This window comes from Mesorhizobium sp. M4A.F.Ca.ET.090.04.2.1 (genome assembly GCF_003999085.1).
In the GTDB taxonomy this organism is placed as follows: domain Bacteria; phylum Pseudomonadota; class Alphaproteobacteria; order Rhizobiales; family Rhizobiaceae; genus Mesorhizobium.
In genome coordinates, this window is record NZ_RZOT01000060.1 from 1 (window position 1) to 16,296 (window position 16,296).

Genomic DNA, 16,296 nt, shown 5'->3' on the forward strand with positions numbered 1-16,296 from the left:
GCAGCACGCCCTACCATCGGGGTGCGGTCTATCGCGACGGCTTCATCGATGCCGCCGCCGCTGCAAGCGAGCCGGTGGCCGATTTCCACACCCATGAAAAAATCATCGACGGCGGGCTGTCAAAGCGTCGGCTCGACCATTGCTTCGTCGGCGGCATGCTCGCCACGCGCGTGCGCTCGGTCGGCGCCGACATTGGCGAGATCGCGTCCGACCATTTTCCGCTGAGGGTCGATATTGACCTCGAAACGCCCTGCCTTGCCGCAGTCTCCGGAGGCGGATGAAGCGGGCATGACGCTTTTCGTCTTCTTCGCGGTTCTTAGCGCGGCCGCCATGCACGCGATCTGGAACGCACTGGTCAAGGTGCATCTCGACCGTTTCCTGTCGATCACGCTGATGACATTGGGCATGGGATTTGCCGCGCTGTTCGTGCTGCCCTTCGTCGAGTTCCCGAAGGCCGAAGTGTGGCCATTCATTCTCGCCTCGGTCTTCTTTCACATGGGCTACCGGACCTTCCTGATCGGCGCCTACAAGGCCGGCGATTTCGCCCAGACCTATCCGCTGGCGCGCGGTACTGCACCGCTGCTCTCCGCCCTTGGCGGTATGGTGGTGGTGCGGGAGGTTCCCGCGTCGCTCGCCATTCTCGGTATCCTGCTGTTGTCGGCCGGCACGCTGGTAATGTCGTTTCGCGGCGGCGTCCATCTGGAGCGGTTCAACCTGCGCGCGGTCAGCTTCGCGCTGGGCACGTCGATCTTCATCGCCAGCTATACGCTGTCCGACGGTAGCGGCGCGCGGCTGGCGGCGAACGCGCTGAGCTATGCCGCCTGGCTGTTCGTCTGCGACGCCGCGTGGGCGCTGGTGCTGTGTCTCATCTTCCGGGGGCCACAATCGCTGCCAGTGTTGGCGCGCGACTGGAAGGCCGGGCTGTTCACCGGCGTGCTCAGCGGCGCCGCCTACTGGATCGTCATGTGGGCGATGACCAAGGCGCCGATCGCCTCGGTGGCATCGCTGCGCGAGACCTCGATCCTGTTCGCCATGCTGATCTCGGTCGTCGCGCTGGGCGAGAAGATGACGCGCTGGCGCGGCGCCGCGGCGCTCAGCATCGTCGCCGGCGTCGTCGCATTGCGTCTGGGGTAATTTCTCGGCCGGTCAGTCGAGAATTTCCAGATCGACCACCATCAGCCCGTCGGTGCCGCCTTCGAGGGCGGCGACCAGCCGGGCGCCGGCACGCTGATGCGCCTCGTGCACCAGATAGGCGTCGCGGGCGGCGGCGTCGCGGAAGTCGATGGTGAAGCCATGGCTGAAGCCGCGCGCGAACGGTTCCGGACTGACATTGGCGCTGAACTGGACCTTGTCCATCCCTTCGATCGCCCAGCGCAAGGCTTCCAGATCGGCATGGATCGCCGCGCGTTCGGAGGCGTCGACGTCGTGGCGGAATCTGACAAAGACGCAGTGCCGGATCATGGCTCTCTCCTCAAGCGGCGCGGTTGCCGGAGAAAACGGCCGGCGGCAGAGGTTCGCGGCCAAGGATCAGGTCGGCGCCCTTTTCGCCGACCATGATGGTCGGCGCATTGGTGTTGGAGGAGGGAACGCGCGGCATCACCGAGGCGTCGCAGATGCGCAAGCCCTCGATGCCGCGCAGTCTCAGATCCGGCGTCACCACGGCCATTTCGTCATGCCCCATGCGGCAGGTGCCGACCGGATGATGGTCGGTCTTGGAACTGCGGCAGGCGTAGTCGAACAGGTCGCCGTCGCTCTGCAGGGCAGGGCCCGGAAGCACCTCGCGCAGCACGTAGGGGGCAAGCGCCTTCTGGCGCATGATCTCGCGCGCCAGCCGCAGCCCTTTGATCGACATGTCGCGATCGTAGGGATCGGACCAATAGTTCGGATCGATCAGCGGATGGTCGGCCGGGTCGGCGCTCTTCAACCGCACCGTGCCGCGCGAGCGCGGGCGCAGGAAGGCGGAATTCAAGGTGAGGCCCGGATTCTTCAGCTTCTCGACACCGGCCTCGATGCCGGAGCCGAGGCCGAGATGGAACTGGATGTCGGGCGAAGCGGCGGTCGGGTCGGCGTACCAGAAGCCGCCGGTCTCGAACAGGCTGGAGGCCACCGGCCCCTTCTTCAGCAGCAGATATTGCAGGCCGGCCCACATCGTGCGGTGCAGCTTGGCATAGTTGTCATAGGTGTGGTCGCCGGTGCATTCGGCGATGACGAACAGGTCGAGATGGTCCTGCATGTTGGAGCCAACGCCGGGCAGGTCATGGATAGGCGTCACGCCGACCGACTTCAGATGATCGGCCGGTCCGATGCCCGACTGCATGAGAAGCTTGGGCGAGCCGATGGCGCCGGAGGAGACGACCACCTCGCGCTCGGCGCGCAGGATCGCAGGCTGACCGCCCGGTTTGTCGACGACCTCGACACCAACGGCGCGGCCCTTCTCGACGACGATGCGGGTGACCAGCACGTCTGTCCTGACGCTCAGGTTCCTGCGGGCGCGGATCGGCTTCAGATAGGCGACCGATGCGGACGAGCGCCGCGCATCCTTCTGGGTCAGCTGGTAGTAGCCGACGCCCTCCTGGCTGGCGCCATTGAAGTCCGGGTTGAAGGGGATGCCCATCTCCTGGCCGGCGCGGAAATAGGCCTCGCAGATCGGCAGCGGCGAGATCGGGTTGGAGACGCCGAGGGGCCCCTGGTCGCCATGGAAGTCGTTGGCGTAGCGCTGGTTGTTCTCGGCGCGCTTGAAATAGGGCAGCACGTCGCGATAGGCCCATCCAGCGAGGCCCTCTTCCTTCTCCCACGCGTCGTAGTCGCGGGCATTGCCGCGCGTGTAGATCTGGGCGTTGATCGAGGAGCCGCCGCCGACCACCTTGGCCTGCGTGTACCAGAAGACGCGGTCCTTCATGTGCTTCTGCGGCACGGTCGACCAGCCCCAGGAGGCGATGCCCTTGGTCATCTTGGCGAAGCCGGCCGGCATGTGGATCAGCGGATGCCAGTCCTTGCCGCCGGCTTCCAGCAGCAGCACCGAATTCGAGGGATCCTCGCTGAGCCGGTTGGCGAGAACGCAGCCGGCGGGACCGGCCCCAACGATGATGTAATCGGTCATTGTCTCATCCGTTCAGAGCCGCGGTATGGAGAGCGCACCGTCGACATTGATGATCGAGCCGGTCGAAAAGCCGAACTTGCCGCTGGCAAGCGCGGCCACCACGGCGCCGATATCCGATGCCTCGCCCCAGCGTCTGGCTGGCACCAGACCGCCTTCGATCAGCGCCTCATATTTGGCGGCAACGCCTGATGTCATGTCGGTGCGGATGATGCCAGGCCGCACCTCGAACACGCTGATCCCTTCGGCAGCGAGTCGCAGCGCCAGGGTTTTCACCCACATCGACAGGCCGGCTTTCGAGACGCAGTAGTCGGCGCGTTCCGGCGAGGCCGCTTCGGCGCTGACGGAAGTGATTGTGACGATCGATTTCGGGTGCTCGCCGAGTGTGCCAAGCATGGCCTTGGCGACGGCCTGGCTGAGGAACACCGTACCGCGCAGATTGATGCCGAGGGCGCGATCGAAGTTCTCCGGTTTCAGGTCCAGCAGATCACCGCGCACGACGGCGCCGACGCCGGCGTTGTTGACCAGGCAATCGATGCGGCCGAAGGCGCTCTTCGCGGTTTTGATCAACGCCGCGTGGCCCGCGAGACCGGCGATATCACAGCTTGCGTAGGCGAACTTCGAACCGCGCGCGGTGATATTCTTGGCAAGGCCATCGGCAGGCTTGTCGGCCAAGTCGGCGACGAGGATGTCGAAGCCGGCATCGGCCAATGCCTCGGCGCAGGCCAGTCCGATGCCCCGCGCGCCGCCCGTGATGATGGCCGCCGGGCGGGTCATGCGGCAAGCTCCGTCTTGCGGATGTGCTCGGCCACGCGCAGCGCCTGCGCCGCGATCGACAGCGCCGGGTTGACCGCGGCCGAGGTCGGCAGGAAGCCGCCATCGACGACGAACAGGTTCTGGTGGTCGTAAGCGCGGCAGAAGGGGTCGAGCGGCGAGGTTGCTGGGTCGTTGCCCATCTTCACCGTGCCGCACTGGTGCGAGGGCGTGCGCTTGTCGAAGGGACGCGACAGCACGATCGGATAGCCGCAGGCGCGGAAATTCTCGCGCATCACCCTGGTCAGGCCTTCCAGCGACTGCATGTTGGAGCGCCGCCACTGCATGACGATGTCCTTGCCGTCGACCATGATGCGGCTCTCGGGGTCGGGCAGGTCCTCGCACATCAGATACCAGTCGACGGCATGGCCGGCCATGAAGTCGAGCGCGAATTTCGGCACCGTCTTCACATTGGCCCTCAGCATGTTGCCGTCGATCTTGCCGAGCAGTTGCACATTGCCGAGCGGTTTGCCACCCCTGCCGTCCGACAGGTAGTAGTCGTTGAGAATCAGAGTCTTCTGGTAGACGGCGTCGTTGCGGCGGCGCGGATCGATCGCCAGCATGGCGCTCGAATTGTGGTTCATGAAGTTGCGGCCGACCTGGTCGGAACTGTTGGCAAGGCCCTTGCCCTTCGCGGAGGGCGAGCGCAGCAGAATGACGGCGGAATTGACCGCTCCGGCCGAAAGAATGACCAGCTTCGGCGACAGCTTCTTTTGCGAGCCGCTCTGGGTGTAGTGGATGGTGGCGATCGACTTGCCGTCCGGCGCTGCCTCCAGATAGTCGACATGGGCGCCGGTCTCGAGACGGATGTTCTGGTCCGCAAGGGCCGCCGCCAGCGGTCCGGTCTGGGCATCGACCTTGCCCTGGCCGGTGTTGGGGAAGGCGTCCCACCCCGTCCTGCCGTCCTTCAGCCAGGCGTCGATGTCGACGCCGAGCGGCAGCGACGCCGGATGCAGGCCGAGTCCCTTCAACTCGGCACGGGCGCGCGCGATGGGCGCCTCGTCGGCGACCGGCTTGAAGGCATAGGGGATCGAATGGAACGGCTCGGTCGGGTCTTCACCCAGCGTCCCACGCACGCGAAAGAGCTGCTCGGCCTCCGAATACCACGGTTCGAACTCGTCATAGGAGAAGGGCCATGCCGGCGAGACGCCGCCGAAATGCTCCATGGCGGAAAAGTCCTCCTTGCGGTAGCGGATCAGCACCGCGCCATAGAATTTCGAATTGCCGCCAACATAGTAGTAGTTGCCTGGGTTGAAGGCGGCGCCGCCCGCTTCGCGCCACATCTCCTTCGGCCGGTAGTGGCCATTGACGAAAATGGCGCGGGTGTCGCGCGTCTCGGGCGTCGCAGGCAGAGGTTCGCCGCGCTCCAGGATCAGGATCGAGGCGCCACTGCCAGCCAGACCGGAGGCGATCGTGGCGCCGCCGATGCCGGAGCCGATGATGACGATATCCGGGTTTGCCATGGCCTAAAGATCTTCGTTTGGATGCATGTCGTTGGCCCAAAACCGGAGCCACTTTTGGGCGACATGCATCAGAGAATGCGCTTCTCGGTCGCCGGGTCGAAGAACACAGCCTTGGTCAGGTTGAAGGCGAGCGGCGTCACGGTGCCAGGCTGGATCTTGGCATCGGCGCGCAACCGTGCCACCACCGCCTTGCCGCCGAGATTGGTGACGGCGAAGGTGTCGGAGCCGGCCGGCTCGATCACCTCGATATGGCAGTCCGCTGTGGCGATGTTGGAGGCATTGCGTTCGGCGCCTTCCGGATCGGTCAGCGACTCCGGGCGGACGCCGAAGATGACTGGCTTGCCCTGGAAGGCCGAAAGGCCCGTCGGCGCGTTGCTGAGCGGCAGCAAGATCGGCTCGCGCCCGTCGCGCTGCAGCACCACGGACAACCCACTGCCATTGCCGCCGATCGTCGCCGGCACCAGGTTCATCGCCGGCGAGCCCATGAAATCGGCGACGAAGATGTTGGTCGGGTTGTTGTAGATTTCGGCCGGCGTGCCGAACTGCTGCACCTCTCCGTCGCGCATCACGGCGATCTTGGTGGCCAGCGTCATCGCCTCGATCTGGTCATGGGTGACGTAGACGATCGTCGTCCCGGTGTTGGCGTGCAGGCGCTTGATCTCGATACGCATGTCGACGCGCAGCTTGGCGTCGAGGTTGGAGAGCGGCTCGTCGAACAGGAACAGTTTCGGGTCGCGCACCAGCGCCCGGCCCATGGCGACGCGCTGGCGCTGGCCGCCGGAGAGCTGGCTTGGCTTGCGCTGCAGGAGGTGGCCGATCTGCAGCACCTTGGCCACCTTGTCGATTGCCTTCTGGCGCTCGTCGGCCGGCACGCCGCGCATCTCCATGCCGAAAGAGATGTTTCCGGCCACCGTCATGTTCGGATAGAGCGCGTAGCTCTGGAACACCATGGCGATGTCGCGCTTGGACGGATGGAGATCGTTGATAGCGCGTCCATCGACGCGGATCTCGCCCTCGGTGATGTTCTCCAGCCCGGCGATGGTGTTGAGCAGCGTGGACTTGCCGCAGCCGGACGGACCGACCAGCACGAGGAAGCCGCCCTTCTCCAACTCGACATTGATGCCCTTCAGGATCTCGACATTCCCGAAGCGCTTCTTCAGCCCATCAATTTCAAGAAAAGCCATCAGATTATCCTTTGACCGCACCGGCCATCAGCCCGCGCACAAAATAGCGGCCGGCGACGACATAGACGAGAAGGGTGGGAAGGGCGGCGATCATCGCCGCCGCCATGTTGACGTTGTACTCGACCACGCCGGTCGAGGTGTTGACGACATTGTTCAGCGCCACCGTCATCGGCATGACGTCGCCGGTGCCGGCATAGGCGGAAGCGAACAGGAAGTCGTTCCAGATGTTGGTGAACTGGTAGATCACGGTGACGACGAAGATCGGCATCGAGTTCGGCAGCATGATGCGGCGGAAGATCTGGAAGAAGGAGGCGCCGTCGACCTGCGCCGCCTTGATCAGTTCGGTCGGAAAGGCCTCGTAGTAATTGCGGAAGAACAGCGTGGTGAAGCCGAGGCCGTAGACGACATGGACGAAGACCAGGTTCACCGTCGAATTGCCGAGGCCGAAATTGAACCCGGTCGCGTTCTGCAATGTGACGCCGAAGCGGCCGATGCTGCCGAGGATCGTCGCCATCGGCAGCAGCACCGACTGGAACGGGATGAAGCAGGCGAACAGCATCATCGCGAAGACCAGCGTGTGGCCGCGGAAGCGCCATTTGGTCAGCACGTAGCCGTTGAGGGCGCCGAGCAGCGTCGAGATCAGCACTGCCGGAACCACCATCTTGATGGAGTTCCAGAAGTAGCCCTTGATGCCGGCGCAGGTGAGACCGACGCAGGCCTCGCCCCAGGCTTTCCACCACGGGTCGAACGTCGGCGCTTGCGGCAGTGCCAGCATGTTGCCGTTCTGAATCTCGTCCATGGTCTTGAACGAGGTGACAAGCATGACGAAGAGCGGCATCAGGTAGAAGATCGCGAAGAGCGCGAGCAGCCCGTAGATGACGATCCGGTTGATCGTCCTGGCGCTGATGCCGCCGGTGGCCGGGCGGGTCGGTGAGGCAACGGCGCTCATCGCGGCTTCTCCCTGAGCTCGGAATAGAGATAAGGCACAATGATCGCGGTCAGCGTCATCAGCATGATCACGGCGCTCGCCGAGCCGACGGCCATCTCGTTGCGCTTGAAGGTGAACTCGTACATGAAGTTGGACGGCAGCCAGGCCGAACCGCCCGGTCCGCCGCTGGTCAGCGCCACCACCAGGTCATAGGACTTGATGGCGAGGTGGGCGAGCACGATGAAGGCCGACAGGAACACTGGCCGCAGCAGCGGAATGACGATGCGGCGGTAGAGCTGGAAGGTGGTGGCGCCGTCGATCTGCGCCGCCTTCATGATCTCACCGTCGATGCCGCGCAAGCCGGCCAGGAACATCGCCATGATGAAGCCGGAGGCCTGCCAGACTCCAGCGATGACCACGGTGTAGATGACGAAATCCTTGTTCTTGATCCAGTCGAAATGGAAGCTCGTCCAGCCCCACTGGTGCAGCGTCTGCTCGAGGCCGAGGCCGGGATCGAGGAACCATTTCCAGGCGACGCCGGTGACGATGAAGGAGAGCGCCATCGGGTAGAGGTAGATCGGCCTGAGCATGCCTTCGCCGCGGATCTTCTGGTCGAGCAGGATGGCCAGGAACAGGCCGAGCGCCAGGCAGATGAAGATATAGAGGAAGCCGAAAATGCCCATGTTGGTGATCGAGGTGTACCAGCTCGAGGGCGGATCGCTCTCGAAGGTCCAGCGCCACAGCCGCTGATAGGCGCGAGCACCGGTGATGGCATAGGACGGGAAGGTCTTGGAGTTGGTAAAGGACAGATAGATCGTCCACAGGATGAAGCCATAGACGAAGACGATCGTCGCAGCGAAGCTCGGCGCCAGCACGATCTTCGGCAACAGATCCTGCAGTCGCGAGCGAACGGACGCTCCTGGGCGGGCGTCGTGCTCCGGTGTCAGCTTCGCGGTGGTTTCGGCTACTGTGCTCATCGGCTCATCCAGTACCGGTTCGTCGGGGGCCGGCCGGCGCAAAGCGCCAGCCCGGGCAATCCCGGACCTTGCCTCTTTAGAAACCTCCCCGCCAGGGCGGGGAGGTCGTTTCAAGCATCGCTTACTTGGCGTCGTCGATCGCCTTGACCAGCTCGGTCACGGCCTCGTCCGAGGTCTTGATCTGGCCATGGACGAACTTCGAGACGACGTCCTTGTAGGCGTTGGCGACGGCGGGCGGGGCGCCATAGCCCTGGGCCAGCGAACCGAACAGCGTGCCGCCCTCGTTGGCCGCCTTCAGGTCGGCGATACCCTTCTTGCCGCAAGCGTCGAAGTCGGTGTCAGGCACGTCGGTGCGGGCCGGAACCGAACCCTTGACGACGTTGAAGGCCGACTGGAAGCTCTTCGACAGCGTGGCGGTGGCAAGCGCTGCCTGGGCGGCCTTACGGTCGTCCGGAACGTTGAACATGCCGAACATGTCGGAGTTGTAGATCACCGAGCCGTCGGTGCCCGGGAAGCGATAGCAGAGGAAGTCGGTGCCCGGGGTCTTCTTGGCGGCGTGGAACTCGCCCTTGGCCCAGTCGCCCATGACCTGAACCAGCGCGTCACCCTTGATGACCATGGCGGTAGCGAGGTTCCAGTCGCGGCCCGAGAAGTTCGGGTCGACATAGGTGACCAGCTTGGCGAGGTTGTCGAACGACTTCTTCATCGTGTCGGACTTCAGCGATTCCTCGTCGAGGTCGTTGAAGGCTTTCTTGTAGAACTCCGGCCCGCCAGTCGACAGCACGACGGAGTCGAACATCGTAGCTTCCTGCCAGTTCTGACCGCCGAGCGCGAGCGGGATGACGCCCGCGGCCTTGGCCTTGTCGAGCAAGGCGACGAAGTCATCGAAGGTCTTCGGCTCGGCGCCGCCGATCTTGTCCATCACCGCCTTGTTGATCCACAGCCAGTTGACCGAGTGGACGTTGACCGGAGCCGCGACCCACTTGCCGTCGTAGACCGAGAATTTCTGCAGGGCTGCCGGAACCGACTTGTCCCAGCCTTCCTTCTTGGCGGTCTCGGTCAGATCGCCCATGACGCCGGCAGCGGCATAGTCGAGCACGGTATAGCCGAGCATCTGCGAGGCGGTCGGATAGTTGCCGGCCGCGACCATGGCTTTCAGCGCCGTCATGGCGGCGTCGCCGCCGCCGCCGGCCACCGGCACGTCCTTCCAGGCATAGCCTTCCTTGGACAGATCCTCCTTGAGGACGTTCAGAGCAGCCGCTTCGCCGCCCGACGTCCACCAATGCAGCATCTGCACTTCCTTGACGTCGGCGGCATGCGCCGAAAACGCAAAGGTCGACGCAAGAGCCGTTCCGATAAGCAGTTTGCGCAACATGTGGTTCCTCCCTTGTTGCAATGCACACAACCGACGGATGTCCGCCGGGGTCTTCCCAACTCAGCCGACCCACCAACCGGTGCGCTGGCCGCGATGAAACTGGATTGTCTTTTCCTCTGTATAGTCCTCGACAGCGCGCTTGCCGAGTTCACGTCCGAGACCGGACTGTTTGTAGCCCCCGAACGGCAGCTCGGGGTAACCTTCCATGAACGTGTTCACCCAAACAGTCCCCGAACGCACACTCCGCGCCACCGACATGCAGGTGTCGATGCTGGCGCTCCACACACCCGCCGACAAACCATAGGGCGTGTTGTTGGCGATGTGCAACGCCCTTTCAATCGAGTCAAAGGTTAGCGCGGAGAGCACGGGCCCGAACACTTCCTCGCGTGCGATCGCCATGTCCTCGGTCACGCCGCGAATGATGGTCGGATCGAGATATTGGCCGGCATTTGAGGCGAGCTGGCTGCCGCCCGCATAAACAGAGCCGCCGTCTCCGGCCGCCGCCGTTACATAGCCGGCTACCTTGGTCAGATGGTCGGTGGAAATCATTGCGCCGACCTTGGTGCGGTCGTCGAGCGGATCGCCAACCGTCACCCTGGCGGTCAACGCCTTGACGGTCGCGAGGAAGTCGTCGGCGATCGCCTCATGTACGATCAGCCGGCTGCCGGCGTTGCAGCATTCGCCGGCGTTAAAGAAGCCGCCGAACACCGCGGCATCCGCCGCCGCTTCCAGATCGGCGTCGGGGAAGACGATCTGGCCGTTCTTGCCACCGAGCTCCATCGACACCTTCTTCAGGGAGTTCGAGGCGGCAGCCATCGTCATCTTGCCGACGCGGGTGGAGCCCGTGAAAGACACCATCTCGACCAGCGGATGGTTGACCATCGGCGCGCCGACATCGCTGCCCAGGCCGGCCAGGATGTTGACGGCACCGGCGGGGGGGCCTGCTTCGAGCAGGATGTCGCCGAGCACGAACGTCGAGGCCGAGGTCATCTCGCTTGGCTTCACCACCGCCGTGCAGCCGGCGGCGAGCGCGAAGGGCAGTTTCTGGCTGACGATCAGGAAGGGGAAATTCCACGGCGTGATGATCGAGACGACACCGATCGGCTCGCGCAGCACGACGCCGAGCATCGCGTCGCCGAGATTGGCATAGCTCTCGCCGTGCAGCGTGCGGGCGAGCGAGGCGGCATAGCGCCAGATGTCGACGGCGCCGCCGATCTCGCCGCGCGCCTGGGCGATCGGCTTGCCGGATTCCAGCGCGTCGAGCCTGGCGATCTCTTCCAGCCGGACCTCGATCAGGTCGGCCGCCTTGAGCAGGATGGCGGCGCGCTCGGATGCCTTCATGCGCGGCCAGGGGCCGGCCTCGAAGGCCCTGTGCGCGGCGGTCACCGCGGTCTCGACTTCCGCTTCGCCGGCCTGAGCATAGTGCGAGACGGTAAAGCCGTGGCCGGGGCTTCTGCGCTCCAGCACGCGGCCGTCGCGGGCCCCGACATGCTTGCCGTCGATCAGCAGCTTGTAGGTCTTCGGCGCCGCGGACGCCTCGGCCGGCATGGAAATCTTGAGGGGTGCGTTCATCGGATTCCTCTAGGACCTCGAAAAGGCCGGCTTCTGCTTGGCCTTGAAGGCATCGACGCCGGCCTTGAGGTCGCCGGTCAGCGCGATGAAGCCGCTGGCCAGCGCTTCCGTGGCTGCAGCACTCTCCTCGCCTTCGGCGACCGCGATCATCAGCTTTGCAGCTTCGATCGCCAGCGGTCCGCGCTCGGCGATCTTTTCTCCCCATATCTTGGCGTCGGCGAGCGCTTTGCCGGTCTCGACGACGCGGTCGACAACGCCGAGCGCAAGCGCTTCGCTCGCCAGCAGGACTTCGCCTCCGATGGCCATGCGCCGCACCGTCTGCGCGCCGAAGCGGCGCACGGCGCGCTGCGTGCCAGACCAACCGGGAACGACGCCGATCGAGGTTTCGGGAAAGCCGAGCTTCACCTGTGTCTCCGCGACGCGGAAATCGCAGGCCACCGCCAGCTCCAGCCCGCCGCCCAGCGCATGGCCGGACAGCACGGCGATGGTCGGCTGCCTGAGCCGCGCCAGCCGGTCGAAGACACGGTGGCCATAGCGGACCCATTGCACCTGGAAATCGGCGGCGCTCAATTGTGCCCAGGCCTCGACGTCGCCGCCGGCGCAAAAGCCCTTGCCTTCGCCACGGACGAGCACGACACGCACGCCCTCAGCCAGCTCCGCCTCGTCAAGCGCCGCTTCGAGCGCGCGCAGCATCGGAATGTCCAGCGCGTTGAACTTTTCCGGCCGGCGCAGCGTGACGAAGCCGATGGCGCCGTCCTGTTCGAAGCTGACGAGACGTTCAGCCATGCGCGCCTCCGAGCGAAGCGCCGCCATTCAGCGATAGGCCGATCGGCCGATCCTGGTAGAGCGACGCCGGCGTCACCTTGAGGTCATTGGCAATACCGAGCGGAATATCGGCCTGCGCCAGCACATCGCGTTCCAGATCGATGCCGGGCGCCAACTCGGTCACCTTCAACCCGTCGGGCGTCAGCTTCATCACGCAGCGCTCGGTGACATAGGTGATGTCCTGCCCTTGCGCGACCGCGCGCTTGCCGGAGAAGGAGATGTGCTCGACCTCTTCGACGACCTTCTTGACCTTGCCTTCCTGGTCGATGCGGATGCCGCCGTCAGCCAGCGACAGCCTGGCGCCGGCGTTGAAGAAGCCGGAGAAGACGATCTTCTTCGCCCGCGAGGTGATGTCGACGAAACCGCCGGCACCGGCGGTGACATGCGGCCGCGCCGAAAGCTTCGAGACATTGACCGAGCCATGGCGGTCGATCTGCAGGAAGGACAAGAGCGAGGCGTCGAAGCCGCCGGCCTGGAAGTAGATGAACTGGTGCGGGGAGGGCATGATCGCCTCGGCATTGGAGGCGCAGCCGAACTTGAAGTCGAGCAGCGGCACGCCGCCTACGGCGCCCTGCTCGATCACCCAGGTGACCTTGCCGTGCTGGCCTTCCTCCAGAAGGATGCGCGGCACGTTGGCGGAGATGCCGAAGCCGATGTTGACGGCCATGCCGTCGCGCAACTCCATGGCGACGCGGCGCGCGATCACCTTCTGGACGTTCATCTCCGCGTTGCGGAAGGTCGACAGCGGCCGGAAGATCTCGCCGGAGATCGCCGGATCGTAAGGGGTCAGCGTCGTCTGCAACTGGTCGGGCGCGACGACGATGTGGTCGACGAGCACGCCAGGCACACGGACGTCGTGCGGCTTCAGCGTGCCGTTCTCGACGACGCGCTTGACCTGCGCGATGACGACACCGCCATTGTTGCGGGCGGCGAGAGCCTGCTCCAGCCCGCCGAGATAGGCGCCTTCGTGCTCATAGGTGAGGTTGCCGCGCTCGTCGGCGGTGGTGGCGCGGATGATCGAGACGTTGGGAACGATGGCGCGGAAATAGAGCCATTCCTCGCCATCGAACTGCTGCACCGATACGATCGGCTCGCTGGCCGCCGCGTTCATGGCGCAGCCTTGGTGGCGGGGGTCGGCGAAGGTGTCGAGACCGACCTTGGTCAGCACCCCCGGCCGCTTGGCGGCGGCCTCGCGGTGCATGTCGAACAGGATGCCGGACGGCACATTGTAGGCCTCGACCGAATTGTCGCCGATCATCTTCCAGATCTGCGGCGGCTCGGCGGATGACGGGCCGGAAGGGTAGGAGCCGCAAAGCGTGCGCTTCAACAGGCCGGGTTTCGCCAGATGATCGATGCCCTTGATGCCGTACATGTCGCCGGCGGCGATGGGGTGCAACGTGGTGATGGCCTTCGGGTGGCCTTCGGCGTCGAAGCGCTCGCCGATCGCGGCAAGCACTGCGTCCGGGCAGCCGAGGCCGCTCGACGACGACACCGATACGACCATACGGTCCTTGATCAGGCTTGCAGCCTGCGCCGCGGAAATGACCTTGCTCACGCCGCGCTCCCGAGTTTCGGATCGATGGTGACGGCCTTGCCCGATTTGGCCGATTGCAGCGCGGCTTCAGCCGCGGCCAGCGACCAAACACCGTCCTCGCCGGTGGCGGAAGGCCGGCCTTCGCCGCGGATCGCGGCATGGAACTGGCGCAGCGAGCGCGTGTAGAGGTCCTCGCGGTCGAAGCTTAAATCTTCCTCGCCGCTTGCCGTGCGCAGCAGCACCGAGCCGACCGGCTTCTGCGTCATCACATTGGTGGCGAACAGCGAGCCTTCCGAGCCGTGCACCTCGAAGCCGGTGCCGGCGAATTTCGTCGTGAAGCCCTCATGCGACTGGGCAATGACACCTGATTTGAAGCGCCAGATGCACATGGCGCCGTCCTCCAGCCCGCTGCCGGCCATGCCTGCGGCTTGCGTGAAGGCGGAAATCTCGACCGGATCGTCGCCGAGCACGAAGCGCAGCGTGTCGGCATCGTGCACGGTGATGTCGAGCACCACGCCGCCGCCGGCCTCGGGCTTGCTGATGCGCCAGCCCTGCAGGTTTTCCGGCAGAAAGACGGAATGGAAGACGCGCGCGGCGATTGGCTTGCCGATCCTGCCGGCGGCGATCGCCTCGCGCATGGCGCGATGCGCGCCAGCATTGCGCAGATGATGGTTGGTGCCGAGCACGACGCCGGCAGCGTTGGCGGCCGCCACCATCTTCCTCGCATCGGAGCTGGTCAGCGCCAGCGGCTTTTCGCACAGCACATGCTTGCCCGCCTCGATCGCGGCAAGCGCCTGTTCGAGATGCAGCTCGTTGGTGGTCGAGATGTAGACGGCGTCGACGCCGGCGCTGAGCAGATCGGCGAGCGTTGAGACGGCGCGCGGAATGCCGTTCTCGCCGGCATAGGTGTTGGCGCGCTCGGGGCTGGAGCTCATCACCGCAACCACCTCGCCCTCGCGTTGCGCGCGGATGGCGTTGATCATGAACTGTTTGGCGATCGTGCTGGCGCCGATCAGTCCCCATCGGACGGTCATGCCGCGTCTCCCATTCCCGAGCGATCCGGCCCGCAGCTTTCCCTGACCACCAGGTTGACCGCGCCGATGTGGTCCTCGGCGCGGGTGGTGCGCGACTGGATCATCTTCAGCATGGCATGGGCGGCGCGCTCGCCGAGACCGGCCGCATCGACCGCGACGCTGGTCAGCGCGGGCATGTAGTGTTCGGCCTCGGTCACGTCGTCGAAGCCGACAACGGCAAAATCCGCGCCGGGCTCCAGTCCGTGCTTGCGCAGCGCCAGCATGGCGCCAAAGGCGACCGCGTCGTTGAAGCAAAGTGCGGCCGTCGGCGGCTCGGCCATGGCGATAGCGGTATCCAGGCAGGCGATGCCGCCCTTGCGGCTGGTCTCGCCTTCGAAGACCAAGATGTCGCCAGCGGCAATGCCAAGCGTCGCGCAGGCCTCGCGGAAACCGCCCAGCCGCTCGTGACAGACCACGAGGTCGGAAGAACCGCCGAAGAAGGCCAGCCGGCGATGGCCCTTGCCGATCAGATGGGCGGTGGCGAGAAAGGCGCCGCGATGATTGTCGGGCGCGATCACCGGGATGCGGCTCTCTGGCAAACGGCGCATGGCAAAGACAACCGGAACGCCGGCTGTCTCGATGCGGCGGAAGGCGCCCGGCGTGGTGCCGCGCGCCGGCGACACGATCAGCCCGGCGACGCCCTGCTCCATCAGCGATTTCAGCACTTCTTCCTGGCGCACCGGGTTCTCGGCCGTATTGGCGATGAAGGGCACGATGCCGGCCGACTGGAAGACGCGCTCCATGCCGACCGCCAGTTCGGTGAAGAAGGGATTGGTGAGATCGTTGATGACCATGCCGATGACGTTGGAGTGAGCCTTGCGCAGATTGGCGGCGCCGCGGTTGTAAACATAGCCGACATCCTCGATCGCCTTGCGCACCTTGACCGCTGTCTCGGGCCGGATCAGCCCGCTGCCCTGCAGTACGAGCGATACCGTCGACTTGGACACGCCCGCTTCACGGGCGATGTCGAGTATCGTCGCCTTGGCCCGGCTGGCCATCCAGATCGCTCCTCCCCAACTGGTCAAATCTATTGGAACGTTCTAATCATGAGGCGCGAGGAGAGTCAATCCGGATTTCTGAAAAACGAAAAAATCGACAATTCGACCGTGTCAACACCTTATGCGACAAGGGAAATCGTGTTGCGATGCAGCATTTCGGCGTGCCAGAGCAAAAATCATAAAGCTTCTTGATTTATTGGAACGTTCCATCTATAGGCGCTGCCAAAGGGAGAGTTTCATGGACATCACCTTGCCCGAGGAGGGTGGCCGCCGCGCCAGCTACCGGCTTGTCGGTCGGCCCGCGCAGCCGGTTGCCGGGGCGCGGTTTTCGCGCGTCGCCTATGCCGCCGCCCATGTCGTCGCCGACCCCCTCGCCATGACCGACCCGTGGTCGCTGCCCGTCGTCGACTGGGACAGGACGATGGCGTTCCGCCATCACCTGTGGCGGCTCGGCTTC

The 16,296-nt window shown here is 64.9% G+C and carries 15 protein-coding genes and 1 pseudogene; 3 read left to right on the top strand and 13 right to left on the bottom strand.

Annotated features, from left to right (window positions below; all coding sequences use genetic code 11):
- Together EN781_RS06880 and EN781_RS06885 are read left to right on the top strand one after the other, a co-directional pair.
- Positions 1-281 (top strand): annotated as a pseudogene (locus EN781_RS06880) (EEP domain-containing protein); the annotation flags it as partial.
- Between the two features lie 7 nt (positions 282-288).
- On the top strand, positions 289-1,134 hold the full coding sequence (locus EN781_RS06885) for an EamA family transporter (RefSeq protein ID WP_126058395.1): 846 nt from the start codon (positions 289-291) through the stop codon (positions 1,132-1,134).
- A gap of 12 nt (positions 1,135-1,146) precedes the next feature.
- Here the strand turns inward: EN781_RS06885 and EN781_RS06890 are convergent, their stop codons facing one another.
- From EN781_RS06890 to EN781_RS06950, 13 genes are all read right to left on the bottom strand, one after another.
- Positions 1,147-1,461, bottom strand: coding sequence for a Dabb family protein (locus tag EN781_RS06890; RefSeq protein WP_126058396.1), 315 nt, complete (start codon positions 1,459-1,461; stop codon positions 1,147-1,149).
- Positions 1,462-1,471: 10 nt separating this feature from the next.
- Positions 1,472-3,100, bottom strand: a complete 1,629-nt coding sequence (locus EN781_RS06895) for a GMC family oxidoreductase N-terminal domain-containing protein (RefSeq protein ID WP_127399873.1) — start codon at positions 3,098-3,100, stop codon at positions 1,472-1,474.
- 12 nt (positions 3,101-3,112) lie between these two features.
- The gene (locus EN781_RS06900) at positions 3,113-3,874 is read right to left on the bottom strand and encodes a 3-ketoacyl-ACP reductase (protein WP_126058397.1); all 762 of its coding nucleotides are present in this window, start codon (positions 3,872-3,874) and stop codon (positions 3,113-3,115) included.
- Entirely contained in the window at positions 3,871-5,373 is a 1,503-nt protein-coding gene (locus tag EN781_RS06905) for a GMC family oxidoreductase (RefSeq protein ID WP_126058398.1), read from the bottom strand. The genes EN781_RS06900 and EN781_RS06905 overlap by 4 nt, the downstream gene beginning before the upstream one ends.
- A 68-nt stretch (positions 5,374-5,441) precedes the next feature.
- On the bottom strand, positions 5,442-6,557 hold the full coding sequence (locus EN781_RS06910; protein WP_126058399.1) for an ABC transporter ATP-binding protein: 1,116 nt from the start codon (positions 6,555-6,557) through the stop codon (positions 5,442-5,444).
- A gap of 4 nt (positions 6,558-6,561) precedes the next feature.
- Positions 6,562-7,506 carry a carbohydrate ABC transporter permease gene (locus EN781_RS06915; RefSeq protein ID WP_126058400.1) on the bottom strand — a complete coding sequence of 315 codons (945 nt, stop codon included), beginning with the start codon at positions 7,504-7,506 and terminating at the stop codon, positions 6,562-6,564.
- Entirely contained in the window at positions 7,503-8,462 is a 960-nt protein-coding gene (locus EN781_RS06920) for a sugar ABC transporter permease (protein WP_126058401.1), read from the bottom strand. Before EN781_RS06920 ends, EN781_RS06915 begins: the two co-directional genes overlap by 4 nt.
- Positions 8,463-8,583: 121 nt before the next feature.
- Entirely contained in the window at positions 8,584-9,837 is a 1,254-nt protein-coding gene (locus tag EN781_RS06925; protein WP_126058402.1) for an ABC transporter substrate-binding protein, read from the bottom strand.
- Between the two features lie 60 nt (positions 9,838-9,897).
- A complete protein-coding gene (locus tag EN781_RS06930) occupies positions 9,898-11,409 on the bottom strand; it encodes an aldehyde dehydrogenase family protein (RefSeq protein ID WP_127399874.1) in 1,512 nt (503 codons plus the stop codon).
- Between the two features lie 9 nt (positions 11,410-11,418).
- Entirely contained in the window at positions 11,419-12,195 is a 777-nt protein-coding gene (locus tag EN781_RS06935; protein ID WP_126058404.1) for an enoyl-CoA hydratase/isomerase family protein, read from the bottom strand.
- A complete protein-coding gene (locus tag EN781_RS06940) occupies positions 12,188-13,789 on the bottom strand; it encodes an acyl CoA:acetate/3-ketoacid CoA transferase (RefSeq protein WP_126058405.1) in 1,602 nt (533 codons plus the stop codon). The genes EN781_RS06935 and EN781_RS06940 overlap by 8 nt, the downstream gene beginning before the upstream one ends.
- Positions 13,786-14,802 (bottom strand): Gfo/Idh/MocA family oxidoreductase, encoded by a 1,017-nt coding sequence (locus EN781_RS06945; protein WP_126058406.1) that lies wholly within the window; start codon positions 14,800-14,802, stop codon positions 13,786-13,788. The genes EN781_RS06940 and EN781_RS06945 overlap by 4 nt, the downstream gene beginning before the upstream one ends.
- Positions 14,799-15,839, bottom strand: a complete 1,041-nt coding sequence (locus EN781_RS06950; protein ID WP_126058407.1) for a LacI family DNA-binding transcriptional regulator — start codon at positions 15,837-15,839, stop codon at positions 14,799-14,801. The genes EN781_RS06945 and EN781_RS06950 overlap by 4 nt, the downstream gene beginning before the upstream one ends.
- A gap of 238 nt (positions 15,840-16,077) precedes the next feature.
- On the opposite strand from EN781_RS06950, the gene EN781_RS06955 reads away from it, so the two are divergent.
- Positions 16,078-16,296 (top strand): DUF993 family protein (locus EN781_RS06955; protein ID WP_127399875.1); only part of this gene is annotated, 219 nt, incomplete at its 3' end.